The sequence below is a fragment of the Devosia sp. genome (assembly GCF_036563435.1).
Classification (GTDB): domain Bacteria; phylum Pseudomonadota; class Alphaproteobacteria; order Rhizobiales; family Devosiaceae; genus Devosia.
In genome coordinates this window covers 312,158-339,002 of record NZ_DATCMJ010000001.1, presented here as the reverse complement: position 1 = coordinate 339,002, position 26,845 = coordinate 312,158, and the positions used below count along the sequence as shown (strand labels likewise).

Genomic DNA, 26,845 nt, shown 5'->3' with positions numbered 1-26,845 from the left:
AGTGGTAGACCAAGAGCCTCCCGCTGCACTAAGCTCCCGCTCCCGAACATCAATTCCGGTAATCTCTTGTCGTTTGACGACACCATCATCGGCCGCTTGTCGGCCCGGCTGCTCGCTGTGCCCCCACCACTGCCGCCGCCTGAGTCGCTGGTTCCCGACTGGGCGCCTTCTCAGCCCTTCACGCGCCCGCCGACCCCTGCGGCAGTGCTGATCGCGCTGATCCGGCGGCCGGAGGGACATACTGTCCTTTACACCGAGCGCTCGCCCGACCTGCGCTCCCATTCGGGGCAGGTGGCCTTCCCGGGCGGCAAGGTCGATGCCAACGACGCCGATGTCGCGGCTGCCGCCTTGCGCGAGGCCTCCGAGGAGGTGAGCCTCGCCCGCGAGGACGCAAAGGTGATCGGCTATATGCAGCCCTACTTCACCGGCACCAACTACCTCATCACGCCCGTCGTCGCGACAGTTGAACCCAGCGGGCCCTTTGTTCCCAATCCGGGTGAAGTCCATTCCGTCTTCGAAGTGCCGCTGGAGCGGATCCTGCACCCCGAGAGCTATGGCGTCTTCCGCATCAGCCGCGATGGCGTCGAACACCGCACCTGGCAGATCGACCACGATGGCCACCGCATCTGGGGCATCACGGCCAACCTGACCCGGCAGTTTCGCGACCTCGCCGTTGGTGAAGAGTCATGACTATGGACCTGCGCCAAGCGGAATGGCTCAAGCGGCCGGAGACGCAGCTGATCCTGCGGGCGCTCGACGGCGACACCCATCGAACGCGGATAGCGGGCGGGGTCGTGCGCGACGCGGTGATGGGGCGCAGCCATAGCGGCGACATCGACATGGCGACCGAACTGCTGCCCGAGGACGTGATGGCGCGGGCCGCTGCTGCCGGCATCGCCGCCTATCCCACCGGTATCGCCCATGGCACCCTCACCCTCAAGGCTGGGGACACGCTGGCGGAGGTTACCACCCTGCGGCGCGATGTCGAGACCGATGGCCGCCATGCGGTTGTGGCCTTCGGCACCGATTGGCTAGAGGATGCCCAACGGCGCGACTTCACCATGAACGCGCTCTACTGCGCTGCCGACGGGACGCTTTACGACCCGCTGGGCGGTGCGGCGGACGCGCGCAATGGCCTGGTGCGTTTCATCGGCGATCCAGAGCTGCGCATCGCGGAGGACGGATTGCGCGTCTACCGGTTCTTCCGGCTGACGGCGAGCCACGGTGGACAGCGCCTCGACGGCGAAGGGCTCGAGGCCTGTGCCAGTGCCGTGGGGCAGCTGGGTCATCTGTCGCGTGAGCGGATCGGCGGCGAGATGATGCGCATGCTGGCCCTCCCGCAAGTGGCGCTCACCCTGGCCGTCATGTCCGAGATCAAGCTTCTGACCTTGTCTGACGCCGTGTTGAGGTCGCTCGTCGCTTATGAAGAGTTCGGCGGTCAGTCGCCTGCCGCCCGCCTTGCGCTGCTTGCAGGGGGAGAATGGGACCGAATCCAGTCCGAGTGGCGCCTCTCGAAAGATACCATTGCTAATGCCCGGGCCATCGCCGCAGCCGCAGCACTTCTGACGGATGAAAAAGTGGCCGAAGCCGCTTATCGTCACGGGGAAGTAGCCGTCGAAGGTCTGGCAGTGGCGGCAGCACAGGGGGGCTGGAACCGGGCGCGGCTTGCCGAAACTGCTCGCGCCCTCGGCGCGCTCGTCGTGCCGCCATTCCCCCTTCGCGGCAATGATCTTGCCGAGCTTGGCATGCCGCCCGGGCCTGCTTTGGGGAAGGAGTTGGCGCGTCTGGAGCAGCTCTGGATAGGGAGCGGCTTTACGCTGAGCAAGGCGGAACTGCTGGGGCAGGCGCGGCTGGGTTGAGACGCAAAAAAAAAGCGCCCTCTCGAGGAAGGGCGCTGATCTTTTTCAGCGGCGCAGCACGAACTAGTGCTTGGTCGCTGCGTCGCCGGTGTCGACGATACGCTCCTTGATGCGCTCGATCATGTCCGGGCGAACGTCCACCTCACCGTGATAGGTGCGCAGGTTCTCCACCGCCCGCCGTACCACTTCGGCCTCGCTGTCGGCCTCTGCATGCCAGGTGGCGCCGGGGATAAGCGAGCCGGATTCGAAGCGTTTCATTGTCTCATCTCCCTTCAAGTGATGGGAGAGGGGGAACGTGTAAGCGGAAGTGCGGTTCCGCCCTTTGCCTCAGGGCCAGCGTACCTCGGGTGGCATGGAGGAAAGGATCGAGTTGACGTTGCCGCCGGTCTTGAGCCCGAAGGTGGTGCCGCGGTCATAGAGAAGGTTGAACTCGACATAGCGGCCGCGCCGCACCAGTTGCTCGTGGCGATCCGCATCGGTCCAGGGCGTCTCGAAATTGCGGCGCACCAGCTCGGGATAGATTCCGAGGAAGGCCAGCCCCACCGCCTGCGTGAACTCGAAGTCAGCTGCCCAATCACCGGAATTATGGTGATCGTAGAAGATGCCGCCGATGCCGCGCGGCTCGTTGCGATGGGGCAGGAAGAAATACTCGTCGCACCAGACCTTGTAGCGATCGTAGTCGACGCCCGGGCGGTTGTCGCAGGCCGCTTTCATGGCGGCATGGAAGTCGCGGCTATCCTGGTCCTCCTGCGTGCGACGCCGATCTAGTACCGGCGTCAGGTCGGCACCACCGCCGAACCACTGCTTGCCGGTCACGATCATGCGCGTGTTCATATGCACGACCGGAACATGGGGGTTCCAGGGGTGGACGATCAGCGAGATACCCGAGCTCCAGAACTTCGCACCCTCTTCGGTGCCCGGCATCTGCTTGGCGAAGTCGGCGGAAAACTCGCCATGAACGGTGGAGATGTGAACCCCCGCCTTCTGGAAGACGCGGCCATGCAGCATGCCCATCTCGCCGCCGCCACCTGCTGCCCGATCCCAGGGCGAGATCTCGAAGCGGCCCGGTGGCATGTCGCTGTTGGGTCCGCTGACCTCGTCCTCGATTGCATGGAACGCCGCGACAATCCGGTCGCGCAGGGTGCGGAACCAGGCCTGTGCAGTGGCCTGCTTGCTTTCGATGTTTTGGGGAAGTGTCATGGGGAAGTGAAATGAACCGTCATTGAAGCCCTGTAAACCCGTCGGTCTGCCTTTTTGCCTCTCCCAGAATAAGTGAAGCCGCGAGGGCAACATTGATCGAGCGCAACTTTCCGCGCATCGGAATGCGCACTCTGACGTCGCAGCTTTCGGCCACCGTGTCGGGCACGCCCGCGCTTTCCCGCCCCACCATGAGCACGTCCATCGGCTCATATTGTACGGCATAAGCCGAGGTATCCGCTTTGGTGGTCAGCAGCACCAGGCGCCGTCCATGCTCGCGGCGCCAGAGGTCGAAGGCAGTCCAGCTGGCATGTTCATGGACATTGGCATGATCGACATAGTCGAGCCCTGCGCGGGCCAGGGTTTTGGCCGAGAAGGGGAAGCCGGTGGGGTGGATCAGGTGGATAGTCGTGCAGAGGCAGGCGCCAAGGCGGATCAGGGTGCCGGCATTGTTGGCAATGTCCGGCTGATAGAGCGCGAGGTCGACCGTCATGAGGAGTCCTGCTAGGCATCGGCGAGGGGCTGGCGACCCGCGTCGCCATGGCGGACCGGGTATAGTGTCGCACTTGTTCAGTGTCATCCTTGGCCACACTGGACAAGTCTACGTGACAGTGCAAAAAGAACCGCAACTGACGGGCCGCTTGAGGGCGGCCGGCTGCCGATTCTGCGCATGCGCAAAATGGTGGGCCGCTGCCGGCCGCGTCTGATGTGATTGTACGGGGATACGGACCTTGGCCACGCAAGCTCACTCTAAATCGACACGGCGGGATTTCATCTTCGTCGCAACCGGCTCTGTGGCCGCAGTCGGCGCCGCCGCGACGGTCTGGCCGCTGATCAACCAGCTCAACCCCGATGCCTCGACCCTGGCGCTCGCCAGCATCGAATTCGACGTGGGCTCGATCCCCGAAGGGCAGTCGGTCACCATCATGTGGCGCGGCCTTCCCGTTTTCGTGCGCCATCGCACCCAGGCCGAGATTGAAGAGGCGCGCGCCGTGCCGCTCAACGAGCTCAAGGACCCCGCCACCGACGAGCAGCGCGTCAAGGCGGGCCACGAGCAGTGGCTGATTATGATCGCCAACTGCACCCATCTCGGTTGCGTGCCCGTCGGCGATTCTGGCGATTTCGACGGCTGGTTCTGCCCCTGCCATGGTTCGCACTACGACAGCGCCGGCCGTATCCGCAAAGGCCCCGCACCGGCCAACCTGGTGCTGCCGCCTTATGAATTCCTCAGCGATACGCTGGTCCAGATCGGTTAGTGGGGCCCCAGATGTCCGAACATTCGACTTATACGCCCGGCACTGGCATCGAGAAGTGGCTCGATGAACGCCTGCCGATCATCCGGTTCTCCAAAGAGCACCTGATGGATTTCCCCACGCCGAAGAACCTCAACTACTGGTGGACCTTTGGCGCCATCCTCGTGATGTGCCTGGGCATCCAGATCGTCACCGGCGTGATCCTGGCCATGCACTACACGCCCAACGTGGCGATGGCCTTCGACTCGGTCGAGCATATCCGCCGCGACGTCAATGGCGGCCGCATGATCCAGGCGTTCCACGCCGTGGGCGCCTCCATGTTCTTTGCGGCCATGTATGTCCACATCTTCCGCAACATGTATTTCGGCTCCTACAAGGCGCCGCGCGAGATCCTGTGGATCATCGGCGTGCTGCTGTTCCTTCTGACCATGGCCACCGCCTTCATGGGCTATGTGCTGCCCTGGGGTCAGATGTCGGGCTGGGCCGCCACGGTTATCACCAACATCTTTGCGGCCATTCCGGTGGTCGGCAATCCGATCCTCGAACTGCTGCGCGGCGGCTTCTCGGTCGGCAATCCGACGCTCAACCGCTTCTTCTCGCTCCACTACCTGCTGCCCTTCGTGATCGCCGCAGTGGTCGCGCTCCACATCTGGGCGCTCCACGTGCCGGGCAACAACAACCCGATCGGCGTGGACGTGAAGGACAACCGCGACACGCTGCCCTTCCATCCGTACTACACGATGAAGGATCTGTTCGGCATGTCGCTGTTCCTGATCCCGTTTGCCTGGTTCGCCTTCTTTGCGCCCGACATTCTGGGTCACCCGGACAACTACATCCAGTTCAACTCGCAGGTGACGCCGGCCCATATCGTTCCGGAATGGTACTTCCTGCCCTTCTACGCGATCCTGCGTGCCATCGACTTCAACATCCTGTTCATCGACTCCAAGCTCGGTGGCGTGATCTTCTTCGGCGGCTCGATCCTGATCCTGTTCTTCCTGCCCTGGCTCGACACGTCCAAGGTTCGCTCGGGCCACTTCCGCCCGATGTTCAAGTGGTTCTACTGGATTTTCGTGGTCAACTTCATCGGCCTCACCTATCTGGGTGCCGCGCCGGCCGAAGGCATCTACGTGATCCTCGCCAAGATCTGCACCGCCTATTACTTCATCCACTTCCTCGTGATCCTGCCGCTCCTTGGCCGCATCGAGACGCCCCGGCCGCTGCCGACCAGCATCTCGGAAAGCGTCCTCGCCAAGCAGCACGCCTGACGGGAAGGGGAAGGAACCATGATGAACTTGAAGACCACCCTTGTTGCCCTGGCGCTTGCCTCCAGCCTGGCCATGCCGGTCCTGGCGCAGGAAGGCGGCCACTCCACGCCGCATATCGAAAAGCAGAGCTGGAGCTTTGCCGGCATCTTCGGCACCTATGACCAGAACCAGCTGCAGCGCGGCTTCCAGGTGTACCGGGAAGTGTGCTCCAGCTGCCACGGCGCACGCCTCGTTGCATTCCGTAATCTGGCCGAACCCGGTGGCCCCGGCTTCTCCGAAGAGCAGGTCAAGGCACTCGCGGCTGAATATGAAGTCGCCGATCCGACAGCCGATGGCGGTGTTCGCGCCGCCGTGCCGGCCGATCGCTTCCCGTCGCCTTTCGCGACCGAGCAGGATGCCCGCGACGCCAATGGCGGCGCCCTGCCGCCGGACTTCTCTGTGCTTGCCAAGGCGCGCGGCGTGTCCGATGCCTTCCCGTTCTGGATCTTCAACTACTTCACCGGTTACCAGGAGGGCGGCCCGGACTATATCCATGCGCTGCTGAACGGCTACCATGAAGAGCCGCCGGCCGATTTCGAGCTGGCTGAAGGCAAGTATTACAACGATTACTTCCCCGGCCACGCCATCGGCATGGCGCCGCCACTGTCGGACGGGCAGATCGCCTATGAAGTGGCCGAGGGCCAGACCGAGGTGCCACTGACCGTCGATCAGTATTCCAAGGACGTCGCCGCCTTCATGATGTGGGCGGCCGAGCCGCACCTCGCTGGCCGCAAGCAGACCGGTTTTGTCGTGCTCTTGTTCCTGGTGCTGTTTGCCGGCCTGATGTGGGCCACCAAGCGCCGCCTCTGGCAGGGCATCGAGCACTAGCCGCCGGCCGCGCAGCGGAGAAAACGCGCCAGTGGCGCGTTTTCAGGCGGCTAGGCCCGAAGAGCTACGCTCGCAGGGCCCGGATGTGCCGCGTGCCAGATGCCAGTCCGGCCGCGCAGCGGCGAAGACGCGCCAGTGGCGCGCTTTCAGGCGGCTAGGCCCCAAGAGCTACACTTGCAGGGCCCAGGCATGCCACCTACAAGATATCAAAGGGCCCTCACGGGCCCTTTCTCTTGATCGCTACGACACGCCCACCTCTTGCCAAGCGGCGTCCGCATCGCAATATTCGGCTTAAGCATTCCGGCGCCAGGGAGAACGACATGTCAGCCATCCGCATTGCCGTCACCGTCGTGGGCGCCGCCATATCCATGAGCCGGCATCCGGTGGTGCGCGCCGGCATCACCGCCGTTGCCGCCAATCCCAAGGCGCGCGAGACCGCGATCAACGTTACCCGTTCTGCCGCCTATGGTGCCGGCGTCGTCGCACGCCACCTTGTCGGCAAGCGCCTCCGCTAACGACACTTTTCCCAGACAAGGACTGCCATGCCGCTCGACCTCAAGGCTCTCGTGCGCACGATTCCGGACTACCCCAAGAAGGGGATCCTGTTTCGTGACATCACCACGCTGATCGAGCATCCCGAAGGGTTCAAGGAGAGCGTCGAGCAGATCGCGCAGCGCTACCGCGGGCAGGGCATCACCCATGTCGCCGGTATCGAAGCCCGCGGCTTCATCTTCGGCGCCGGCGTTGCAATTGCGCTGGGTGTCGGCTTCATCCCCGTGCGCAAGAAGGGCAAGCTTCCGGGCGAAACCATCGGGCAGAACTACGCGCTCGAATATGGCGTCGACACGATCGAGATCCACGCCGACGTGCTCGACAGCGGCGACAAGGTGCTCCTGGTGGACGACCTGATCGCCACGGGCGGCACGGCGATCGCCGCCGTCGGCCTCCTGCGGCGCACGGGCGCCCAGGTGGACGACGCAGCCTTCGTGATCGATCTGCCCGACCTTGGCGGCGCCGCCAAGCTCAAGGCGGAAGCGGTGGCCGTCACCTCGCTGATGGCCTTCGAGGGGCACTGACCCCCTCCTAGCCCTCGACGTTATCCCGCGAAAGCGGGCAGCCATCTTGGCCCGGGCAGGAACAGAGTGGATTTCCGCCCTCGCGCGAACGACGCTGCGGGTGGGCAGGCAATACACTCGCCTACCAGTTGTTGCGCCCGTCCATATGCTCGACCTGGATCGATGACCAGTCGAAGTCATCGATCAGCCGCAGGTTGACGGCAAAGATCTGCCCCGTGGGCATGGCACCCGGTTCGCCCTTGGGCGTGCCGTCGTCATTGTAGACAGAGCTCCAGTCGGGAGAAACGCCGTAGGTCTGCATGCCGCAATGGCTGCAGAAGTGATGCTCGTTGCCAAAGCCGCTCGCCGAATAGAACTTGTCGTGCTCGCCGGCAGCGATGTGCAACTCACCGGGCTTGAAGTAGCCCCAGACGGCACCCGTGCGGCTGCAGAAGGTGCAGTTGCAGTCGGCGGCCCGCTCCGGCTTGTGCGGCAGTTCGATCTGCGTGGCACCGCAGTGGCATTTGGCAATCAGGGACATGGCTGGCTCCTCCAGGGCTGTGAACGCAAGCTGCGCCCCTGAAGTGACAGCCTTTGTCAGTAGCCTCAGGCGGCCACTTCGATGCCCATCGGCTGGGCATCGACCACGCAGAACTGGTTGCCCTCGGGATCCTTCATCACCGTATAGGTAGGCAGGACGCGCACTGTCTCGGCGCCCGCGGCTAGGAGGCGCTGGACTTCTGCGACTCGGTCGGTAACCTCCACGTCGAAGTGGACGCGGTTGTTGTCGTAGCGGCGTCCGTCCACGTTCTGGAAGCAGAGCGAAGGGCCGGGACCGTCCACCATCACGGTCGGATCGGTCTCGGGCGTAAGGCCGAGGGCGGCAAGGCGCGCGATCTCGGCTTCGTCATAGTGGCGGATGGCATAGCCATCCAACAGAGCGGCCCAGAATTGTGCCAGCTTGGCCGGCTTGTCACAGTCGAATACGATCTCGTGTATCCTGCCCATGCTCGTCTCCTGCGTGGATCTGCCTTCTGGCTAGAGGGAAAATGCGGCAAGACTGGTGCAGGCCCAGCAGATGGGTGCCGGGCCTGTCTGGTGCATCGGCGAGACCAGTTCCCGCACAAGGGGAATTCCCATTGGTGCTCGCCGGGTGCCGGCCGTCTGCTGTTAGTGCTTGGTGGCTTTCAGCAGCGCTTCAAGCGAGGGCAGGGGAGTGGACGCCGCCAGTGGCGGCTGCTCCGTCTTGCGCCCCGCCTTGCGCGGTTGCGGGATCGGGGCACCGTGGCGCGGCACGGCGTGGTTGCGGGTGACCGAAGTTGGCCGCTGGAATATGTTCTTTGGCATGGACAAAGCCTTTCGCTATCCCCGGTCGGCGTCTCAGGCGCGGCACGGGGTTGAAGTGAAGCGCAGCCGAAAGCCGCGCGATGAAGCGTGGTTTTGACCGGACGCCAGCGATGCCGTTGAAGGGATGGAGCGGCCTCAGGGCCGGAACAGGGCTCTGCCTGAACCTGATCTTGCGCAACACGGCATCGAGGAGCTTCCGGTCACGCGCAGGCGCGGAGCGGGAGTTCGTCGGACGTCCGGGGCAAGTTCTCAGTTCATGTGGCTACGAGACCTCTTTTTCAGGTGAGGGGAGCATAGAAAAGGGAAGGGCCGGCGTCAACCGCCGGCCCCTTGATGTCGGTTAGGGTTCTAGCTGCCCCTTTTCCGGCTCCTCGAGCGCGCTGATATCCGGCTCGTTGCGCGTCTTCCACAAGGAGAACAGGATACCACCGGCAAGAATGGCCAGCGTGACCACCAGCGACAGCAGCGTGTCGATATGGATATGGAGCGGCACCAGGGAAATCTTGATGCCGACCAGGACCAGGATAATGGCCAGCGATACCTGCAGGTAACGGAAGCGGTTCATCGCGGCCGCCAGCGCGAAGTAAAGCGAGCGCAGGCCCAGGATGGCGAAGATGTTGGACGTGTAGACGATGAACGTGTCCTGCGTCACCGCGAAGACCGCAGGCACCGAGTCGACGGCAAAGATCAGGTCGACCACTTCCACCATGATCAGCGCCACAGCCAGCGGCGTCAGCCAGGTAACGATCTTGCCGGTCTTGGGATCGGGTTCCTTGACCGTGAAGCTGCGGCCATGCAGCTGCTTGGTGACCCGGAAGTGCTTGCTGATGAACTGGAAGATCTTGTTTTCTTCGAGGTTCGGCTCCTCGTCCTTGTGGCTGAACATGCGGACGCCGGTGAAGACCAGGAAGGCACCGAAGAAGAAGAGGATCCAGTTGAAGTTGTTGACCAGCGCCGCGCCCAGGCCGATCAGGATGGCGCGGAACAGGATCACCCCCAGGATGCCCCAGAACAGCACGCGGTGCTGGTAGAGGCGCGGGATGGCGAGGAAGCCGAAGATGGTGGCGATGACGAACATGTTGTCCATCGCCAGCGACTGCTCGAGCAGATAGCCGGTATAGAATTCGAGCCCTGCTTCGGCGCCGCGCTGCCACCAGACCCAGCCGCCGAAGGCAAGGGCAATCAGCACGTAGAAGCCATAGAGCAGCAGGCTCTCCTTGGCGCCGATCTCGTGCTCGTCCTTGTGCAGGATGCCGAGGTCGAAGACCAGAAGAGCAATGACGATCGCGATGAACGCGACCCAGAAATAGCCAGGGGTACCTAAAAATTCGCCCGATAGGGCGGCAAACAGCGATTCCATCGCCGGACCTTTCTCCATGAAGTTTGGAGCAGCTCCGACATCGCGAGGAGATAGATCATCCTCGCCAGAGGGGCCCGGCGCCGCATTGGCAAAATGCCCGAACTGAAAAAAAGTTCAAGCCCCCATGCAACCGGTTGTGGATAGGCACTGCCTCATCCCAGCGAATGCGGGAGCATTCTGTCGTTGAAGAGCTCAGCAAAGGGAGATTCCCGCCTCCGCGGGAATGACGCCGCGCGTCAGGCGACACTTGGCACATGCCCCTGGAGTGTTCCCGGCCTGTCCAAGCCCACAACGTCATTCCCGCGCAGGCGGGAATCTCCTTTGATGACGTGCCCAAGGGCGACCAGTCCACAGCCCAGCAGACCGGCCCTTTGCCTATCTCGGCGTGCAGAGCATCACGATTGCATCCGCCGTTTCCAGTTGGATGGCTGTGCCATAGGTGGGGTCGGGAATCATGCGGCCGGCCTGGATATTCCGTGCCGCCCGCAGCCCGCCGTCGTTGAAGCCGACGCCATCCTGGTAGCCGGTGATCGTGCCGGTGCCCGAGCTCTTGTCGCCGACAATGGTCGAGGCAAAGCCATAGACTTCGCCATAGATGGTAAGGATGCCGGCCTTGGCCGTGCTCGCGTCGCGGCATGCCCAGTTGCCTGAATAGGCTTGGGCGAAAGCCGGCGTGGCAAGCAGGAGGGAAGCGGCAGTGACAAGGGCGATTCGGCGCATGAGGGGGAGAGTGCCGGTGTCCCCTTTGGCTTTCAAGTGCCGCGCTTGAGACGGGCGCCGATCAGCGGCAGCCTGGTGAGCGCCAGCAACACTCTGGTCTTGAGCGGCATACGGTAGTCACGCAGCTTGCTGAAGCCGACCAGTTCAGCCTGGTAGACCAGTTCGCCCCGCTGGTTGGTAGCCTTGAGCCGGTTGAACAGCAGCCCCCATCCCGGAATGGAGTTGGACGCGCGTTTGCCGGTGACGGCCAGCGCATAGCTTACCGTATCGCCCGGCCGCACCGGCACCTTGAATTCCATGGAGTTGACGCCGGGGGAGGGGCCGGAGACGCCCGGCTCCTTGCCCTGCTGGCGAAGCGCCTCTTCCTCTTCAAACAATCGGTCGACCATCTTGCGATGGCCCACGCTCACCGTATGCCAGCCGCTGGCCACGAGGCCGCCGAAATGGCTGTGCTTGGCCGCTTCGGCGTCGACGTGGAAATATTGTGGGTCGTAGAGCGTGGCGAAGCGCACGATCTCCCCGGCGCTGAAAGTGTGCTCACCCAGCGCAAACTCCTCATCGATGACGATATCCTCGAACCAGCGGGTCACGATGCGCTCCTCGTCTCGATGAGGTTGGCCAGCCGCATGGTGAGCACCGGCTGCCGCTTCTGGTTCCGCACGTCAAAGTCGAGAGTCATGATGCCCCATTGTGGATGCGTCTCGGAGCGGCGCAGTTCGGCAATGGTCACGGTGCCGCCGATCGTGTCACCCACCATGACGGGGTTCTTCCACTTGAGGTTGGAGAAACCCAGGCCGCCGGCCGAGGCGACTTTGCTCAGGAAGCTGTCCCCCAGCATGCGCAGACTGAGGGCTCCCGTCTGCCACCCGCTCGATGCCAGCCCGCCCAGAAGGCTCGACTTGGCCGCAGCTTCGTCGAGATGGAAGGGAAAGGGATCGAACTCACGGGCGAAGGTGGTGATCATGTCCTTGGTCACCGTCACCTGTCCCAGGTCGAACACTTCCCCGACGGCGAGATCCTCGAAGTGTCGCCGGTCTTGGGTGACAGGATTGGTCATTGGCTTGCCCTTAACGTCAACGTGGCCGTTTTGCCCCTTTTGCCCGGGCTTGGCAAGGTCGTGGTCGTTCAGGTCCCCGCCGCCAGGCGCCCGGCGCTGCGAAAGGCCAGCGGGCTCACGCCGCGCCGTCGCCGGAAAGCCTTGCCGAGGTAATTGGCATCGGCAAAGCCGGTCATACCGGCAATGGCCACGACGCTCATGTCGGTGGCCAGCAGCAGGCGCTCGATCCGCTCCAGGCGCCGCTCCAGCACGAAGTCCGATGGCGATACGCCCACCTGTGCACTGAACTGGCGCACAAAGTGGGCCCGGCTCATCTCCGCTACCGCCGCCAGGCTTTGCACCTGCAGCGGTTGGGCCAGGTTGCCGTCCACAAAGGCCAGAACCCGCGCCAGCCATGGCGGCATGCTGGCTTCGGGAAGGGCGTGGGCGCCGAAGACGCCGTCATGCAGCGCCGCCATGGCCGCGTAGGCAGCGGCGGAGGCTTCCCCGGGCGTGATGTCGGTGCGGTCGATCAGCGTGAGGCATGCCGCGGCCAGCCGATCGATGACGGGTTCAGGAAGGGTGACGACAGGCCCGCGGGCATCGATCAGTTCGCGCGCCAGCCGCAGGGCCTCACGCCCGTTCACCACCATCCAGAAGTATTCCCAGTGGCCGCCCCGCTCCAGCCAATAGCGATGCGCATGCGGCATGGAGAGCACCATGGTCTGCCCGGGCCGCAGCCGGTATTGCGCGCCGGCAAAGTCCAGCCGGCCTTCGCCCAGCAGCGTATGCTGCACCACAAGAAAGGGCGCCGAGCCCCGCTTCAGTCCATCCCAGGAATAGACCTCGTTGCGCCGCTGCTCGTAGCCGGCACTGACGGCCATGCAGTGGAGCGGCAGGGCAGTCTTGCCGAGCGTCAGCAGCCGGATGTCATGGCCGTGTTCAAGAAGCCTGGTGAGCACAAAATTACCCGAAAACGCACAAGCTTTCTATAGCCCGGGCCGTGCGCAGTTGGATAGCACATTGCTATCGTATCGATGACGTTCGGAGGAGCATATGTCATTCAAAGTCACCGTGATCGGTGCCGGCTCGATCGGGTTTACCAAGACGCTGATCTCGGACCTGCTGAAGGTTCCCGAATTCGTCGATTGCGAATTCGCGCTGACCGACATCAACCCGCACAACCTCGACATGGTGCGGCAAGTCATTGAAACCATTGTTCAAGTCAACAAGCTTCCGGCCAAGGTAACCGCCACCACCGACCGGCGCGAAGCCATCAGCGGCGCCCGCTACATCATGAGCTGCGTCCGCGTCGGGGGCCTTGAAGCCTTCGCCACCGACATCTCCATCCCGCTCAAATACGGTGTCGACCAATGCGTCGGCGACACCATCTGCGCCGGCGGGATCTTGTACGGCCAGCGCAACATCCCGGTTATCCTCGATTTCTGCAAAGATATCAGGGAAGTAGCCGAACCGGGCGCACTCTTTCTCAACTATGCCAACCCCATGGCGATGAATACCTGGGCCGCCGATCTCTATGGCGGGGTCAACGTCGTCGGCCTCTGCCACGGCGTTCAGCACGGCGCCCACCAGATCGCCAAGGTCCTCGGCGTGCGCGACGATGAGCTCGACTACATCTGCTCGGGCATCAATCACCAGACCTGGTACATCGACATCCGCGCCAAGGGCCGTAAGATCGAAGCGGACGAACTGATCGCAGGGTTCGAAGCCCATCCGGTCTACTCTAAACAGGAGAAGGTGCGCATCGACGTCCTCAAGCGCTTCGGGGTCTATTCAACCGAAAGCAACGGGCACCTCAGCGAATACTTGCCCTGGTACCGCAAGCGCCCCGAGGAAATCGGCCGCTGGATCGATATGAGCGATTGGATCCATGGCGAAACCGGCGGCTATCTCCGCTACTCAACGGAGCGCCGCAACTGGTTCGAAACCGACTTCCCCATGTTCAAGGAACAGGCCAACAAGCCGCTCAGCGAACACAAGCGGACGAGCGAACACGCCAGCTACATCATCGAGGCGATGGAAACCGGCCGCTCCTATCGCGGCCACTTCAACCGTCGCAACAATGGCATCATCACCAATCTGCCGGCCGATGCGATCATCGAAAGCCCAGGCTATGTGGATCGCTTTGGCATCAACATGATCGAAGGCATAACGCTGCCGACCGCCTGCGCTGCCACGTGCTCGGTGTCGGTTTCGGTACAGCGCCTGTCGGTGGAAGCAGCGATGACCGGCAATATCGATACGCTCAAGCTCGCCGTGCTGCATGATCCGCTGGTTGGCGCCATCTGCACGCCGGACGAGGTCTGGGCCATGGTGGATGAAATGGTCGTCGCCCAGGCGCAGTGGCTGCCGCAATATGCCGACGCCGTGCCGGCCGCCAAGGAGCGGATCGCCAAGTCCACCGTCAAGACGCGCGACTGGGATGGCGCAGCGCGCAAGCAGGTGCGCTCGGTGGAGGAACTGCGCGAAGTGGTCGGCGGTCACCACTAGCTGCAGGCCTTCCTCCAAGCCGAAAACCAGACGGCCCCGCTGCGCAAGCAGCGGGGCCGTCGTTTGGAAGCAGGGGAGGAGGTGCGCCGCTGATTACGCCACGCGCTGCTTCCGGGAACCGCGAGCCCACTCGGGCAGCATGCTGCCATGGGCTTCGGTGAGGTCGTCGACGAGGCTCCAGATCTGTTCGAGATCGAGCTCGGCGGCGGTATGGGGATCCATCATCGCGGCATGGTAGATGTGCTCGCGGTTTTCGGTCATCAGCGCCGCGACGGTCAGTTCCTGCACGTTGATATTGGTGCGGATCAGTGCCGTCAGCTGCGGCGGCAGGTCACCGATAAAGGTCGGCTGCAAGCCGTTGTCATCGACGAGGCACGGCACTTCCACCGCGGCATTGTTTGGCAAGTTGGTGATGACGCCATTGTTGCGCAGGTTGCCGTAGATCACCGAAGGCTCGCCGGTCCATACCGAGTTGACGATGGAGGAGGCATATTCCTTGGATTCCTTGACCTCGATGCGGTCGGCCGTCTTGTAATCCTCCGAAGTCTTCTTCCAGCGGGCGATCTGTTCGACGCAGCGCTTGGGATATTCGTCGAGCGGAATACCGAACTTTTCGATCAGGTCCTCGCGACCTTCCTTGATGAAATAGGGCGTGTATTCGGCGAAGTGCTCCGAACTTTCGGTGACGAAGTAGCCGAGGCGGGTCATCATCTCGTAGCGCACCTTGTTGGGGCAACGCGGATTCCAGGTCGGCTTGGGCGCCTTGCCCGTTGCATAGGCCTGGAAGAGATCGGGATAGAGGTTCCTATAGGAGCCGTCGGGCTGGCGGTGCTCGAACTTGAGATAGAAGGCCATGTGATTGATGCCGGCCGACTTGTAGCGGATTTCTTCGTAGGGGATGCCCAAGTCGTTGGCCAGTTCATGCGCCGTGCCTTGCACTGAATGGCAGAGGCCGACCTGCTTGATCGTGGGGTACTTTTCCGAAATCGCCCAAGTGTTGATCGCCATCGGGTTGACGTATTGCAGCATGATCGCGTCGGGCGCGACCTGGAGCATGTCCTCGCAGATGCTCCAGAGATGCGGCACGGTGCGGAGGCCGCGCATGATGCCACCGACGCCCAGCGTATCGGCAATGGTCTGGCGGAGGTTGTACTTTTTGGGGATATCGAAATCGATCACGGTCGAGGGTTCGTAGCCGCCGATCTGGAAGCAGACGACGACAAAATTGGTGCCGTCCAGCGCCTGGCGCTGGTTGGAGAAGGTCTCGACCGTTGCCTTGGTGCCCAGCGTCGCCACCAGCTTCTTGGCGATGATCTCGCTTTCACCCAGGCGGGTGGGATTGATGTCCATCAGGCGGATCTGGGCGTCGGCCAGAGCCGGGCGCTGCAGGATGTCGCCGACGATGTTCTTCATGAACACCGACGAGCCGGCGCCGATGAAGGTGATCTTTGGGTTTGCCATTATTGAATGCTCCTAGGCGGCAATGTCGAATGCGGCGCGCACCAGGCGGGCCGTATATTCGGTTTGGGGATTGGTGAGGACATCGGCGACCGGCCCCTGCTCGACGATCTTGCCGTGCTGCATGACCATGACGCGGTGACAGAGGGCGCGCACGACCTTGAGATCGTGGCTGATGAAGAGGTAGCTCAAGCCCTTCTCGTCCTGCAGCTTGCGCAGGAGGTCGATGATCTGGGCCTGGACGGAGAGGTCGAGCGCCGAGGTGGGCTCGTCGAGCAGGATGAATTCGGGCTCGAGCGCGATGGCGCGGGCGATGGCGATGCGCTGGCGCTGCCCACCGGAAAACTCATGCGGGAAGCGGTTGAGAATGCCATCGGGCATGCCGGCATCCTTGATCGCCTGCCGCACCCGGTCGAGCCGCTCACGCCCATTGGCCCCGATGCGGTTGACGATCAGCCCTTCCTCGATGATCTGGCGAACCGACATGCGCGGATTGAGGCTGGAGAACGGGTCCTGGAACACGATCTGCATGCGGCTGCGCAGCGGCCGCATCGCCGTCCGGTCCTTGTCGTGGATCGGCTGGCCGTCAAAGAAGATTTCGCCGCCCTGGGTATTGGTCAGCCGGATCAGCGCCTGGCCGAACGTGGTCTTGCCGGAGCCGGACTCTCCGACAATCCCCAGGGTTTCGTGGCGCGCCAGCCGGATGTCGAGGTTGTCGACCGCCTTGAGTTCGAAGAAGTCGGGCTTGAAGAAACCGCCCCGCTTGAGCGTGAAGCTGACCTTGACGCCACGGCCCTCCAGCACGGTTTCGCGTCCCTCGGCAAGCGGCAGCGCCGTGCCCTTGGGTTCGGAGGCCAGGAGGTGGCGCGTATAGGGATGCTGCGGGTTGGCGAACAGTGCTTCAGTCTCGTTGTGCTCCTGCACGCGTCCATGCTGCATCACATAGACATATTGGCTGAACTGGCGCACGACCGTCAGGTCATGGGTGATCAGGATCACCGCCATGCCGTATTTGTCCTTGAGGTCGTTGATCAGGTTGAGGATTTGCGCCTGCACGGTGACGTCTAGCGCCGTGGTCGGCTCGTCGGCGATCAACACATCAGGCCGGTTCGCCAGCGCCATGGCGATCATGACGCGCTGCCGCTGCCCGCCGGACAATTGGTGCGGATAGGACTTGAGACGCGCCGCCGGCTCGGGAATCTGCACCTCCTCGAGGAGCTTTTCCGCGCGTGTCATCGCTTCCTGGCGCGAAATACGATTGTGCAGGTGCAGCACCTCGCAGATCTGCTGGCCGATCGTGTAGACCGGGTTGAGCGAGCTCATCGGTTCCTGGAAGATCATGGCGATGTCGTTGCCGCGCAGCTTGCGCATGGCGTGTTCGCTCAAAGCGATGACATCCTTGCCGCCCATGGAAATGCGGGTCTCTGGACGGATGGTCGCGCGCTTGGTCAGCAGCTTCATCAGCGTGCGGGCGGTGACGGACTTCCCCGATCCGGACTCTCCGACTAGGGCGATGGTTTCTCCCCGGTGCAGCTGGAACGAGACATCGCTGACGGCATGGACGATGCCGCCTTCGACCTTGAAGTCGACCCCGATATTGCGGGCATCCAGGATCAGTTCACGCTGGTGACCGCCGTGATCGTGGCGGACAGGAGAGACAGGCTGGTGCTGTGTACTGTTCATGGCCTGGTTCTCAATAAGGATCGATAGCGTCGCGCAGCCCGTCGCCAAGCGCGTTGAAGGCAAATACCGTCACGAGGACAAAGATCACCGGAGACAGGATCCAGGGATATGAGCCGATGACGGAGAATGAGGCTGTATCCTGCAGCATCAAGCCCCAGGAGATGAGCGGCGGCTTCACAGCAAAGCCCAGGAAGCCCAGGAAGCTCTCGAGCAGCACCACGGATGGCACCGACAGGGTGACGGCGACGATGACGTGGCTCAGCACATTGGGAAGGATGTGGCGCGTGATGATGCGACCGTCGCCGGCGCCCACGGCCACAGCCGCGCGCACATATTCAATGCGGGACATGAATAGGGTCTTGGAGCGGACTTCGCGGCTCAACTGCGCCCAACCGAGCACCACCATCACCCCTATTACAAAGGCAATGAACACGTTGGATGGCGCGGTGATGGGAATAAGCGAGGTCAGGGCCAGGTAGAGCGGCAACTGGGGGAAGGCCAGGACGAACTCGACGAGTTTCTGAGTCCACCGGTCGAAGCGGCCGCCCAGGTATCCGGAGGTGATGCCGACCAGCGTGCCAATGACCGTGGTCAGAAGCGTCACCACCAAGGCAATGGTCAGGGAGATCCGCGAGCCGACGATGCCGCGGGCCAGAATGTCTCGGCCGAACTTATCGGTTCCCAGCAGGTGGAAGGTCTTGGAGGAGTCGGTTGCGCCAAAGAAATGGATGTCGGCCGGGATGAACCAGAGGAGATGGTAGCGATAGCCCTTCACAAAGAAGCCGAGTTCGGTCGGGTTTTCGTAGTCAGGCCCGATGATGGGCTGGAACGTGATGGGATCGAGCTCTTCGCCCTCGCTGAGCTGGTAGATCACCGGCATCAGCGAGAAGCTGCCATCGGCGCGCACGAAGCTCAGGACGTCAGGTGGGGCGAAGCCGATATTGGCCTGCTTGGGATCGATGGGGGCAAAGAAGTCGGCGAAGATTGCTACCACGAGCAGCAGGACGACGAGGCCCAGCCCGATCATTCCCATCACCGACCGGCGGAAGCGCCGCCAGACCAGGCTCAGGTAGCTCTCGCTATGGGCATAGCGCGGGTTGATGGTGTCGCGCGGGTCGGCCTGCGATTCCAGGGCCGGTGTAGGCGCCGCAGTGCCAGGATCTGCGGGAAGGGGGATGGATTGGTCGACGATATCGTGGGCCATCATGCAACTCCCAGGCGAATGCGGGGATCAAGGACGGCCAGCAGCATGTCCGAGATGATGTTGCCGATGATCAGCGTCGTGGCGAGTACCAGCATGAAGGTGGCGGTAACCCAGACGTCGCCAACACCCATGGAGCCGACGATGGCTGGGCCGACGGTCGCCAGGCCAAAGACAATGGCGACCTCGATTTCACCGGTCAGCATGTAGGGCAGCACCACGCCCTGATAGGCGACAAGGGGATGCAGCGCGTTGGGCACCGCGTGCTTCATCACCACGGCGCCATGGCTCAGGCCCTTGGCGCGCGCGGTTTCGACATATTGCGCGTTGAGCACGTCGAGCAGGTTGGCCCGCATGACACGCATGTTGTAAGCAAGCCCGCCGAATGTTGCGATCGCGACGACTGGCCAGACGTGTTTCACCAGGTCGACGAACTTGTCCCAGCTCCACGGCGCGCCGCCATAGCGGGGCGAAAAGAAGTTGCCGATGTCCTGCACGCCCATGCGGAACACGAGGATGTATAGCACTACGATTGCGAGCAGGAAGCGCGGGATGGTCATTCCGAGGAAGGACACGAAGCCGAACAGGGTGTCTACCCAGGAATACTGGCGGGTTGCGGCCATTACGCCCAGCGTAATGCCGATGACCGACGCCAGGATGTGGCAGGTCAGCGCCAGCAGGATCGTTGCGGGAAGCCGTTCGGCGACGACGTCTCCAACAGGCTTGTTGAAATAAAGCGAGTGGCCGAAGTCGAAGCGGGTGACGATCCCGGTCAGCCAGTTCCAATATTGAATGGGAAGCGGATCGTTGAGGCCGTTGGCCTCGCGGTAGGCTTCAGCCTGGGCATTGGCAGCCTCGAAGGAGGCGCCACCCTGGTTGATGGCCATGGAACGGATGTAGTCGCCATAGTCGCCGGGAGGCGCCTGGATGATGGCAAAGGTAACGACGCTCAGAACGAGCAGGATGGGTATTGCCGACAGGATGCGCGACAGGAGGAAACGGATCATCTGGATCGGCTCATTTCTGGTCTGGAATGACGAGGGGCGCAAAGCAGCCCCTCGTCAGCTATGCCCGCTTAGTTGCTGGCGATCGGTCCGTTACCCTTGCCCGGTGCACCAGGCAGCGTATCGGGGAACAGTTCGGCGTCGGACTGCTTGTCCTCGGGCACATAGAGGCGCTCGCGGATCAGGCCGTCTTCAGCCCAGTTGAACTGCAGGATCGGTGTGCCCGCCGGTACGTTGGCGAAGCGCTTGTTGATGATCAGCGCGCCCGGATACTGCGTGAGTCCAATGGCGTAGAGGTTTTCCGTATAGGTCCTCTGATAGGTCTTCATCAGGTCGATGCGCTCCTGCGGATCATCGGTGGCCACGAAGGCATTCACCGTGTCGACCATCTCCTGCTCGAAGGGCAGCAGATCCTGCGTCCCGTCAGTACCAGCACGGTGGGCCTGGCTGATCTGAGGACCCGTGGGAGCCAGGTTCTGCGTGTTCTGGACCACCGTGATCAGATCCGAACCGTTGCGCACGAGGCTCCAGTCGAACTTGCCGGCCAGAACATTGGCATCGCGCTGATTGGTTGCCTGGGACTGTGAGATCACACGAAGACCCAGCCGCTCCATCTGCCCGACAATGCCTTCTGCAAGGCTCTTGTCGGTCTGGTAGTCGGTGGTGGAAATCAGCGTGATCTCGACATCGGCACCGCCTTGCACATCGGCGGGGAAGTTGACGAAGCCATTGCCGTCGGTATCGACCAGTCCAGCCTTTTCCAGCAGCGCCTTGGCGTCTTCCAGCGAGTACGGATAGTAGACGGTCGAGTCATTGTCGTAGTAGCTCGTCGGCGGCATCAGCCCGCCGGGATAGGGCGACGTGAACGGCCCCTTGACCAGGGCTTCCCCAAGAGCCTGACGATCAAGCGCGTAGCTCACAGCCTTGCGGAAGTCGAGGTTGCGGTTGAGCTCGCGTACGGCTTGGCCACGTGCATCAGGCTCACCCCAGCCATTGGCCGAGAGGTTCGGATAGATAGAATAGGAGATGGTGCGGGCACCGAAGGCCAGGCGAGCGGGTGCCGTTTCTTCGGCAGAGCGGCGCAGCGCCTCCACGAAGCTTTCCGGCTGTTCGAGGTTCGAGAGGTCACCAGACCCGGCAACAGCCTGAACGTCACGGTCGGCCCAGGTGGAGAGGCGATACTGCATTTCGTCGAGATAGGGCAGCTGGTTGCCAGCCTCGTCGACCTTCCAGTAGTAGGGATTGCGGCGCATCACGATGATGTCGTCGGCCCGATATTCCACCGGCACCCAGCCGCCCATGGTGGGCATGTTGAGGTATTCGGGCGGGAAAGCATTCTTGAACTGGTCGTATGTCGCGCCATCCTTGTAGGCCGGGTGCTCGGCCTTGAGGATGTGGCTCGGGCCGGGGCAGAAATTGCCGTAGGCCATCGAATAGAGATACTGGGTTGGGCGAACCTCCTTGAAGGTCCACTTAACGGTATAGGCATCGACCTGTTCAAGCGTCGTGCCAACGCCAAAGGTCTCCGGCGACGCGCCATTGAGCGGGGTGACCTGGGGATCAATCAGCACGTCGTTCCAGAAGAACATCACGTCTTCGGCGTCAAAGGGGTCGCCGTCGGACCATTTGGCGCCTTCGATCAGGTGCATGGTCAGCTCGTGACCGTCTTCAGACCATTCCCAGCTCTTGGCCAGGTTCGGAAGCGGCTCAAGCTCCTCGGCCTTGACCTGGAAGAGAGGGCCGGTGCGGGTCAGGCATTCCGAAAGACCGATATCGATGCCACCCCAGCCCTGGGTCTGGCCGGCGCTGTAGTTCCAGCCCTCGGGCCGGCCGCCAATCACGTGGCGAATGACATCGCCATAGCTGCCGACGCCGTCGGGCATGTTGGCCGTCTTGTAGACCATCGGCTCCTTGGGCAGGCGCTCGGCCACCAGCGGCAGCTTGCCGGCGTCGACGAAGGCTTTCACATAGTCGGGCTCGCGGTATTCGGGCAGAGCCTTGAATTCGAGAATGTCCTTGATGCCGACAAAGGTTGGAACCTGTTGAGCATCGAATTTCGGCGGCTCGGGCGGCGTCGTGGGTGCAACAGTCTGGGCCTGCGCCGCCAGGACCGAAACGCCCAGCAACAATCCTGCCCCGCCAAGGGCATATACGTGTTTTCTCAAAAGAACCTCCCATGGCAGCGGGCCGGCATTGCTTGCCGAAGCCGGATACTCCCTCCCGGCTTCATCCCGTGCTCAGGAGGAAATCGTAGCGCGTGATTGATCTGAGACAATCCGGAATGGTAGAGACTTCTTCCGGGTTTCAAAGAAATCGGCCGAATAGTATGACTGATGAAAGTGCGGTCACGGCGCTACCATTGCGCCAAAAAGCGCCACGACCTACCCCACGGCCGGACCGCAGTTTCTACTCGTCGGGTAAGGCTTTCGGCCGCTTCGGCATGCGCTCCTTTTCGCCGCAGATCATGCGCGCGCCCCACACGCACGGCCATATCGAGTTCAACTGGCTGACGCGCGGCACGATGGATTACGTCTTCGACGGTGGCCCGGCCACCATGGGGGCAGGGCGGCTCGTCGCCTTCTGGGCTGGCATTCCGCACCAGACGGTCGGCCTCCATGATGTCGGGGACGGGCGGCAGCTCAACATCTACCTGCCCATGGACGCTTTCCTCGAGATGCCTCAGCTGGGCCGCCTCACCGAAACCCTGATGGGGGGCGGCGTGATCCAGCTTAACCCGGACTGCATCGGCCTCGAGACGCTGGACCGCTGGCACGGCGATTACCGCAGCGGCAACGCCCTGCGCAGCGATATTGTCCGCTCCGAGATCGGCACCATGTTCCGGCGCGCCGCGATCACCGGCTGGGACACGCTCTTGCCGGCCTGGGTGGAAAAGACCGGCACCCGCACCCGCACAGGCTCACCCGTGCGCTACGTGGTGCGCATGGTGCGCCACATCGTGGAAAACATCACCGATCCACTATCGGCCGAGGACATCGCGAAAGTGGTGGGGCTGCACCCCAACTATGCCACCAACCTCTTCACCAAGGTCATGCACATTTCGGTGCAAAAATTCGTCATCCGCATGCGCCTGATCCGCGCGCGCTCGCTGCTGTTCGACGGATCGCTCTCCATCGCCAACGTCGCCTTCCAGTCCGGCTTCGTCTCGCAAACCCAGTTCTACGAACACTTCCGCAAGGCCTATGGCATGACCCCCAGCCAGATGCGCAAGGACACGATCGAAGGCTAGGGGTGTGCCTCGTGGAGCCGGAGCCCACTGAGATCGGCCCGGGCACGGCGGGAGGGAGATCGTGTCCGTGGCGCGGCTGGGCCCTGCGAGCGTAGCTCTCCGGGCCTTGAGGTCTAAGTTCGCGCCACTGGCGCGAACTTGCGGCGCATGGCGCCGCCGACCTCAAGTATTAAACTTGAACAGCATCACGTCGCCGTCCTTGACGACATATTCCTTGCCTTCGTCGCGCGCCTTGCCCGCTTCCTTGGCCGCGACTTCGCCGCCCAGGGTGACGAAATCCTCGTAGCCGATGGTCTGGGCGCGGATGAAGCCACGTTCGAAGTCGGAGTGGATGACGCCGGCGGCCGCCGGAGCCTTGTCGCCCTTGTGGATGGTCCAGGCGCGGGTTTCCTTGGGGCCGACGGTGAAATAGGTCTGGAGCCCCAGAAGGTCGTAGGCCTCGCGGATCAGCCGGTTGAGGCCGGGCTCGTGCAGGCCAAGCGATTCCAGATACTCGGCCTGTTCCTCGTCCGGCAGCTGGGCCAGCTGGGACTCGATCTCAGCGGAGATGATCACCACGCCGGCATCGTTCTTGCGGGCATAGTCTTCGACCGCCTTGCTCATGGCATTGCCGTTCTCAGCCGAACCCTCGTCGACATTGCAGACATAGAGCACGGGCTTTGAGGTGAGGAGCTGGAGTTCCTGGAACGCCTTCTCTTCCTCAGCCAAGCGCTCGACGAAGCGGGCGGACTTGCCGTCGCGCAGCAGCACCAGGGCGCGGTCGATCAGGTCGAGGGTGACCTTGGCGTCCTTATCGTTGCCCTTGGCTTTCTTTTCGACACCGGTGCGGCGCTTTTCGAGGCTCTCGAGGTCGGCCAGCATCAGTTCGGTCTCGACCACTTCAGCGTCGGCCAGCGGGTCCACCTTGTTGGCGACGTGGATGATGTTGCCGTCCTCGAAGCACCGCAGCACATAGGCAATGGCGTCGCATTCGCGGATGTTGGCGAGGAACTGGTTGCCCAGCCCTTCGCCCTTCGACGCGCCCTTCACCAGGCCGGCAATATCCACAAAGCTCATGCGGGCGGGCAGGACGTTGACCGACTTGCCGATGGCGGCAAGCTTTTGCAGCCGCGCATCCGGCACCGGCACGTCGCCCACATTGGGCTCGATGGTGCAGAAGGGAAAATTGGCGGCGGCTGCCGCGGCGGTGCGGGTCAGCGCGTTGAAAAGGGTCGACTTGCCGACATTGGGCAGGCCGACAATGCCCATCTTGAAACCCATGGGGATGCTCCGGAAACTGTTGGCCTCCACTTGGTTCGGAATGGAGGCGATGTCAATGCGGGGATCGGCGGTGCGTGGCGCGACGCCAATTATTCGCCGCCGAGGAGCTTCTTGAGCATGTCGGCCATCGGTCCGGTCTTGGGCATTTCGGCCTGCGGCCTGGCAGGGCGGGCCTGGCGGATATGGCTCTGCGCCTTTGGCGCGGCTTTCGGCGGTTCCTCGGTCTTGCCGAGCAAAGCAAGCTTGTTCATGAAACCGCTGTCGTCGCCCTTGAGCAGCATGCCGGCATGTTTGGCCAAGCCCTCCAGCAGCGGGTCGAGCCACTCCCGGTCAGCCTTGGCGAAGTCGCCCAGCACGTGTTGGGTGACGAATTCCTTGCCGGGGTGGCCGATGCCGAGGCGCACGCGCTTGTAGTTGAGGCCGATCTGCGGGTCGATGGAGCGCAGACCGTTATGTCCGCCATTGCCGCCACCGACTTTGACCCGAACCTTGCCGGGGGCAAGGTCGAGTTCGTCATAGAACACGATCACATCGGCAGGTTCGATCTTGAAGAACTTGGTGACCTGCTGGACGCTGTCACCCGAGCGGTTCATGAAGGTCTGCGGCTTGAGAAGGAGGACCTTCTCGCCCGCAACGGTGCCTTCAGCAAGGAGCCCCGCATGCTTGCTGCGGAACTGGCTGATGCCGTGTTCCCGCGCAATCGCGTCGACCGCCATGAAGCCGATATTGTGGCGGTTGCCCTCGTATTGGCTGCCCGGATTGCCCAGGCCGACAAGCAATTTCATTGCGTGCTCCGGAAATGAAAGAGGCGACCCGGGGGCCGCCTCAAACGATTGGAGAAAGCTAAAGCCGATTACTCGGCAGAAGCTTCGCCTTCGGCGGCGTCAGCGTCACCGGCCGACTTTAGAGCCGACGGTGCCACAATGGTGGCGATCGTCACGTCTTCTTCGTGGCTGTGGTCGACAGCACCTGCCGGCAGCTTGACGGCCGAGATGTGGATGGTATCGCCGATGTCGAGACCGGTGAGGTCAACGGTCACTTCCTCGGGGATGTTGTCGGCCGCAACGGTCAGGTCGAGCGTGTGGTGCACGATGTTGAGCGTGCCACCGCGCTTGAGGCCCGGGCTTGCTTCTTCGTTGATGAAGTTCACATGCACCTGGACGTTGATCTTGGAGCCCTTGCCGATACGCAGGAAATCGACGTGGATCGGGAAGTCCTTGACCGGATCGAGCTGGTAGTCGCGCGGGATCACCTTGTGGGTGGTGCCGTCGACGTCGAGGTCGATGGTATGCGACAGGAAGCCGCCCGCGTAGATCGCCTTGTGGACGTCCTTGTAGGGGAGGGCGATGGTGACGGGTTCTTTCTTGTCACCGTAGATAACAGCAGGGACGAGACCCTGACGGCGCAGTTCACGAGCGGCCCCCTTGCCCACTCCCTCACGCGCCTGTGCCTTGAGCACCTTGGTCGTTGCAGCCATGGAAATATCCATTCTGGTTGGTGTATGCGGTCACAACAACAGCATACGCGCCCGTCCTCCAGGGGTGACGAGCGCTTCATGGCGCGGGCTATAGCTTAAAGCGAAGAGGCCGGCAACCGGCAAAACGCCAGCCGTGTCCTCAGGCGAGGCGGAGCGTCTTTCGCCACCATCTTTTCCAGCGGTGCCGCGCGAAATCATAGAAGATCTCGTTGGTCATCACATGGCGATAGAAGCGGGCAAAGGCAACCGAGCGGCGCATGCCGGTCAGGATGCTCCAGGGCTTGGTTTTGCCGGTATAGTGCAAAACGGCCGGGTCGAGCCCTTCATGGGGTGGGCGGGGGTCGATGGTGTTCCAGCGCCAGGGCAGCTGGGCCCAATTGTCTTTGAACACGAGGTTCAGCAGGTCCTGATCGTAGTAGATGCGCTGCATCACGCCATCGACGTGCGCCTGCTCCATGCGCCCCACAATATCAGCCTGGCGCCAGCCTTCTATGTCGATCAGGACGATGCCGGCATTGAAGTATGGGCTTGCTACATCGAAGATATCGCGGTTGCCGCGCGCATCCCGCCCTGCCACGAGCCAGGCGCCGATGGTATCGCGCACAGCGCCGATCGGACTACCTTCTAGGTCCCAGTTGAACAGGGTGGCGATGTCATCGCGAACCAGGATGTCGCAATCGAGGTACAGGATGCGCGACACGTCAGGCCCGACGAAGCGGTCGATGACAAGGCGGGCATAGACGATGTTGGACAGCCGCTTGTTCTCGGGCATCCGCTGCGCCAGGTCGCTGAACAGGGGCGACTGGTCGAGGTCATACCAGCGGAGCTCCACCGGGAACTCGGTTGCTATGCTGAGGAGGTCCGCGCGATGCTTGTCGGACAGGGTGCGGTGCAGGAGGTGAAAGACCAGCCTGTCGCGCGACTGCGTAAAGAGGCAGACGGAGCGCATCGTGGCATAGGCCGGCGCCCAGAAGTTGTCATCGAAGGTCAGCGCAATATGGATGGGCTGGTCAGCCACTCAGGTTGTTCCCTGTTCAAGATCCGC

General features: G+C 62.7%; 29 protein-coding genes. 9 read left to right on the top strand and 20 right to left on the bottom strand.

Translation table 11 applies throughout. The annotated features are described in order from the left end of the window. Nucleotides 1-66: 66 nt before the first annotated feature. A complete protein-coding gene (locus tag VIL88_RS01620; protein WP_331985240.1) occupies nt 67-690 on the top strand; it encodes a CoA pyrophosphatase in 624 nt (207 codons plus the stop codon). After that, nucleotides 687-1,859 carry a CCA tRNA nucleotidyltransferase gene (locus VIL88_RS01615; protein ID WP_331985238.1) on the top strand — a complete coding sequence of 391 codons (1,173 nt, stop codon included), beginning with the start codon at nt 687-689 and terminating at the stop codon, nt 1,857-1,859. Before VIL88_RS01620 ends, VIL88_RS01615 begins: the two co-directional genes overlap by 4 nt. Before the next feature lie 63 nt (nt 1,860-1,922). Here VIL88_RS01615 and VIL88_RS01610 read toward each other — a convergent pair whose 3' ends face one another. The 3 genes from VIL88_RS01610 to VIL88_RS01600 all read right to left on the bottom strand — a co-directional run bounded on the left by VIL88_RS01610 (nt 1,923) and on the right by VIL88_RS01600 (nt 3,549). Next, entirely contained in the window at nt 1,923-2,117 is a 195-nt protein-coding gene (locus VIL88_RS01610) for a DUF1059 domain-containing protein (RefSeq protein ID WP_331985236.1), read from the bottom strand. 69 nt (nt 2,118-2,186) lie between these two features. After that, complete coding sequence (gene hemF / locus VIL88_RS01605; RefSeq protein ID WP_331985234.1) at nt 2,187-3,059, bottom strand: oxygen-dependent coproporphyrinogen oxidase; 873 nt, start codon at nt 3,057-3,059, stop codon at nt 2,187-2,189. Nucleotides 3,060-3,078: 19 nt separating this feature from the next. Continuing rightward, nucleotides 3,079-3,549 (bottom strand): tRNA (cytidine(34)-2'-O)-methyltransferase, encoded by a 471-nt coding sequence (locus VIL88_RS01600; RefSeq protein ID WP_331985232.1) that lies wholly within the window; start codon nt 3,547-3,549, stop codon nt 3,079-3,081. Between the two features lie 238 nt (nt 3,550-3,787). Between VIL88_RS01600 and petA the strand changes: the two genes are divergently transcribed. The 5 genes from petA to VIL88_RS01575 all read left to right on the top strand — a co-directional run bounded on the left by petA (nt 3,788) and on the right by VIL88_RS01575 (nt 7,517). Next, on the top strand, nt 3,788-4,312 hold the full coding sequence (gene petA, locus VIL88_RS01595; protein WP_331985230.1) for a ubiquinol-cytochrome c reductase iron-sulfur subunit: 525 nt from the start codon (nt 3,788-3,790) through the stop codon (nt 4,310-4,312). A gap of 11 nt (nt 4,313-4,323) precedes the next feature. Then, on the top strand, nt 4,324-5,574 hold the full coding sequence (locus VIL88_RS01590; RefSeq protein WP_331985228.1) for a cytochrome b: 1,251 nt from the start codon (nt 4,324-4,326) through the stop codon (nt 5,572-5,574). 21 nt (nt 5,575-5,595) lie between these two features. After that, on the top strand, nt 5,596-6,441 hold the full coding sequence (locus tag VIL88_RS01585; protein WP_331985226.1) for a cytochrome c1: 846 nt from the start codon (nt 5,596-5,598) through the stop codon (nt 6,439-6,441). Nucleotides 6,442-6,761: 320 nt separating this feature from the next. After that, nucleotides 6,762-6,956, top strand: coding sequence for a hypothetical protein (locus VIL88_RS01580; RefSeq protein WP_331985224.1), 195 nt, complete (start codon nt 6,762-6,764; stop codon nt 6,954-6,956). A 27-nt stretch (nt 6,957-6,983) separates the two neighbouring features. Further along, entirely contained in the window at nt 6,984-7,517 is a 534-nt protein-coding gene (locus VIL88_RS01575; RefSeq protein WP_331985222.1) for an adenine phosphoribosyltransferase, read from the top strand. Nucleotides 7,518-7,638: 121 nt separating this feature from the next. Here the strand turns inward: VIL88_RS01575 and VIL88_RS01570 are convergent, their stop codons facing one another. From VIL88_RS01570 to VIL88_RS01535, 8 genes are all read right to left on the bottom strand, one after another. Then, complete coding sequence (locus VIL88_RS01570; RefSeq protein WP_331985220.1) at nt 7,639-8,037, bottom strand: GFA family protein; 399 nt, start codon at nt 8,035-8,037, stop codon at nt 7,639-7,641. Nucleotides 8,038-8,102: 65 nt separating this feature from the next. After that, nucleotides 8,103-8,504, bottom strand: a complete 402-nt coding sequence (locus VIL88_RS01565) for a VOC family protein (protein ID WP_331985218.1) — start codon at nt 8,502-8,504, stop codon at nt 8,103-8,105. A gap of 162 nt (nt 8,505-8,666) precedes the next feature. Then, nucleotides 8,667-8,843, bottom strand: a complete 177-nt coding sequence (locus tag VIL88_RS01560; RefSeq protein ID WP_331985216.1) for a hypothetical protein — start codon at nt 8,841-8,843, stop codon at nt 8,667-8,669. A 340-nt stretch (nt 8,844-9,183) separates the two neighbouring features. After that, on the bottom strand, nt 9,184-10,203 hold the full coding sequence (locus VIL88_RS01555) for a TerC family protein (protein WP_331985214.1): 1,020 nt from the start codon (nt 10,201-10,203) through the stop codon (nt 9,184-9,186). Between the two features lie 375 nt (nt 10,204-10,578). Next, a complete protein-coding gene (locus VIL88_RS01550; protein ID WP_331985212.1) occupies nt 10,579-10,923 on the bottom strand; it encodes a hypothetical protein in 345 nt (114 codons plus the stop codon). A 32-nt stretch (nt 10,924-10,955) separates the two neighbouring features. After that, entirely contained in the window at nt 10,956-11,513 is a 558-nt protein-coding gene (locus VIL88_RS01545) for a MaoC/PaaZ C-terminal domain-containing protein (RefSeq protein WP_331985210.1), read from the bottom strand. Further along, nucleotides 11,510-11,980 carry a MaoC family dehydratase gene (locus tag VIL88_RS01540; protein ID WP_331985208.1) on the bottom strand — a complete coding sequence of 157 codons (471 nt, stop codon included), beginning with the start codon at nt 11,978-11,980 and terminating at the stop codon, nt 11,510-11,512. The genes VIL88_RS01545 and VIL88_RS01540 overlap by 4 nt, the downstream gene beginning before the upstream one ends. A 68-nt stretch (nt 11,981-12,048) precedes the next feature. After that, on the bottom strand, nt 12,049-12,921 hold the full coding sequence (locus VIL88_RS01535) for an AraC family transcriptional regulator (RefSeq protein WP_331985206.1): 873 nt from the start codon (nt 12,919-12,921) through the stop codon (nt 12,049-12,051). Nucleotides 12,922-13,015: 94 nt separating this feature from the next. Here VIL88_RS01535 and VIL88_RS01530 point away from each other — a divergent pair, with 94 nt between their 5' ends. Continuing rightward, nucleotides 13,016-14,470, top strand: a complete 1,455-nt coding sequence (locus tag VIL88_RS01530) for an alpha-glucosidase/alpha-galactosidase (protein WP_331985204.1) — start codon at nt 13,016-13,018, stop codon at nt 14,468-14,470. Between the two features lie 93 nt (nt 14,471-14,563). Here the strand turns inward: VIL88_RS01530 and VIL88_RS01525 are convergent, their stop codons facing one another. From VIL88_RS01525 to VIL88_RS01505, 5 genes are all read right to left on the bottom strand, one after another. Beyond that, nucleotides 14,564-15,934, bottom strand: coding sequence for an alpha-glucosidase/alpha-galactosidase (locus tag VIL88_RS01525; protein ID WP_331985707.1), 1,371 nt, complete (start codon nt 15,932-15,934; stop codon nt 14,564-14,566). 9 nt (nt 15,935-15,943) lie between these two features. Next, nucleotides 15,944-17,611 (bottom strand): ABC transporter ATP-binding protein, encoded by a 1,668-nt coding sequence (locus tag VIL88_RS01520; RefSeq protein WP_331985202.1) that lies wholly within the window; start codon nt 17,609-17,611, stop codon nt 15,944-15,946. A 10-nt stretch (nt 17,612-17,621) separates the two neighbouring features. Then, entirely contained in the window at nt 17,622-18,815 is a 1,194-nt protein-coding gene (locus VIL88_RS01515) for an ABC transporter permease (protein ID WP_331985200.1), read from the bottom strand. After that, on the bottom strand, nt 18,815-19,819 hold the full coding sequence (locus VIL88_RS01510; RefSeq protein ID WP_331985198.1) for an ABC transporter permease: 1,005 nt from the start codon (nt 19,817-19,819) through the stop codon (nt 18,815-18,817). Before VIL88_RS01510 ends, VIL88_RS01515 begins: the two co-directional genes overlap by 1 nt. 68 nt (nt 19,820-19,887) lie before the next feature. Continuing rightward, nucleotides 19,888-21,981 (bottom strand): ABC transporter substrate-binding protein, encoded by a 2,094-nt coding sequence (locus VIL88_RS01505; RefSeq protein ID WP_331985196.1) that lies wholly within the window; start codon nt 21,979-21,981, stop codon nt 19,888-19,890. A gap of 275 nt (nt 21,982-22,256) precedes the next feature. Between VIL88_RS01505 and VIL88_RS01500 the strand changes: the two genes are divergently transcribed. After that, on the top strand, nt 22,257-23,063 hold the full coding sequence (locus VIL88_RS01500; protein ID WP_331985194.1) for a helix-turn-helix domain-containing protein: 807 nt from the start codon (nt 22,257-22,259) through the stop codon (nt 23,061-23,063). Nucleotides 23,064-23,225: 162 nt separating this feature from the next. On the opposite strand, the gene ychF is transcribed toward VIL88_RS01500, so the two are convergent. The 4 genes from ychF to VIL88_RS01480 all read right to left on the bottom strand — a co-directional run bounded on the left by ychF (nt 23,226) and on the right by VIL88_RS01480 (nt 26,818). Then, nucleotides 23,226-24,323: a redox-regulated ATPase YchF gene (gene ychF, locus VIL88_RS01495; RefSeq protein ID WP_331985192.1), complete on the bottom strand. Its 1,098-nt coding sequence runs from the start codon at nt 24,321-24,323 to the stop codon at nt 23,226-23,228. Between the two features lie 89 nt (nt 24,324-24,412). Then, complete coding sequence (gene pth / locus VIL88_RS01490; protein WP_331985190.1) at nt 24,413-25,108, bottom strand: aminoacyl-tRNA hydrolase; 696 nt, start codon at nt 25,106-25,108, stop codon at nt 24,413-24,415. Between the two features lie 68 nt (nt 25,109-25,176). After that, nucleotides 25,177-25,800: a 50S ribosomal protein L25/general stress protein Ctc gene (locus tag VIL88_RS01485; protein ID WP_331985188.1), complete on the bottom strand. Its 624-nt coding sequence runs from the start codon at nt 25,798-25,800 to the stop codon at nt 25,177-25,179. Between the two features lie 139 nt (nt 25,801-25,939). Further along, nucleotides 25,940-26,818, bottom strand: a complete 879-nt coding sequence (locus VIL88_RS01480) for a glycosyltransferase family 8 protein (protein ID WP_331985186.1) — start codon at nt 26,816-26,818, stop codon at nt 25,940-25,942. Nucleotides 26,819-26,845: the final 27 nt, after the last annotated feature.

Coding starts and splice junctions, on each gene's coding strand:
- VIL88_RS01615 (WP_331985238.1), top strand. CDS start 687: ATGACTATGGACCTGCGCCAAGCGGAATGGCTCAAGCGGCCGGAGACG.
- VIL88_RS01610 (WP_331985236.1), bottom strand. CDS start 2,117: ATGAAACGCTTCGAATCCGGCTCGCTTATCCCCGGCGCCACCTGGCAT.
- hemF (WP_331985234.1), bottom strand. CDS start 3,059: ATGACACTTCCCCAAAACATCGAAAGCAAGCAGGCCACTGCACAGGCC.
- VIL88_RS01600 (WP_331985232.1), bottom strand. CDS start 3,549: ATGACGGTCGACCTCGCGCTCTATCAGCCGGACATTGCCAACAATGCC.
- VIL88_RS01590 (WP_331985228.1), top strand. CDS start 4,324: ATGTCCGAACATTCGACTTATACGCCCGGCACTGGCATCGAGAAGTGG.
- VIL88_RS01585 (WP_331985226.1), top strand. CDS start 5,596: ATGAACTTGAAGACCACCCTTGTTGCCCTGGCGCTTGCCTCCAGCCTG.
- VIL88_RS01580 (WP_331985224.1), top strand. CDS start 6,762: ATGTCAGCCATCCGCATTGCCGTCACCGTCGTGGGCGCCGCCATATCC.
- VIL88_RS01575 (WP_331985222.1), top strand. CDS start 6,984: ATGCCGCTCGACCTCAAGGCTCTCGTGCGCACGATTCCGGACTACCCC.
- VIL88_RS01570 (WP_331985220.1), bottom strand. CDS start 8,037: ATGTCCCTGATTGCCAAATGCCACTGCGGTGCCACGCAGATCGAACTG.
- VIL88_RS01565 (WP_331985218.1), bottom strand. CDS start 8,504: ATGGGCAGGATACACGAGATCGTATTCGACTGTGACAAGCCGGCCAAG.
- VIL88_RS01560 (WP_331985216.1), bottom strand. CDS start 8,843: ATGCCAAAGAACATATTCCAGCGGCCAACTTCGGTCACCCGCAACCAC.
- VIL88_RS01555 (WP_331985214.1), bottom strand. CDS start 10,203: ATGGAATCGCTGTTTGCCGCCCTATCGGGCGAATTTTTAGGTACCCCT.
- VIL88_RS01550 (WP_331985212.1), bottom strand. CDS start 10,923: ATGCGCCGAATCGCCCTTGTCACTGCCGCTTCCCTCCTGCTTGCCACG.
- VIL88_RS01540 (WP_331985208.1), bottom strand. CDS start 11,980: ATGACCAATCCTGTCACCCAAGACCGGCGACACTTCGAGGATCTCGCC.
- VIL88_RS01530 (WP_331985204.1), top strand. CDS start 13,016: ATGTCATTCAAAGTCACCGTGATCGGTGCCGGCTCGATCGGGTTTACC.
- VIL88_RS01520 (WP_331985202.1), bottom strand. CDS start 17,611: ATGAACAGTACACAGCACCAGCCTGTCTCTCCTGTCCGCCACGATCAC.
- VIL88_RS01515 (WP_331985200.1), bottom strand. CDS start 18,815: ATGGCCCACGATATCGTCGACCAATCCATCCCCCTTCCCGCAGATCCT.
- VIL88_RS01510 (WP_331985198.1), bottom strand. CDS start 19,819: ATGATCCGTTTCCTCCTGTCGCGCATCCTGTCGGCAATACCCATCCTG.
- VIL88_RS01500 (WP_331985194.1), top strand. CDS start 22,257: ATGCGCTCCTTTTCGCCGCAGATCATGCGCGCGCCCCACACGCACGGC.
- ychF (WP_331985192.1), bottom strand. CDS start 24,323: ATGGGTTTCAAGATGGGCATTGTCGGCCTGCCCAATGTCGGCAAGTCG.
- pth (WP_331985190.1), bottom strand. CDS start 25,108: ATGAAATTGCTTGTCGGCCTGGGCAATCCGGGCAGCCAATACGAGGGC.
- VIL88_RS01485 (WP_331985188.1), bottom strand. CDS start 25,800: ATGGCTGCAACGACCAAGGTGCTCAAGGCACAGGCGCGTGAGGGAGTG.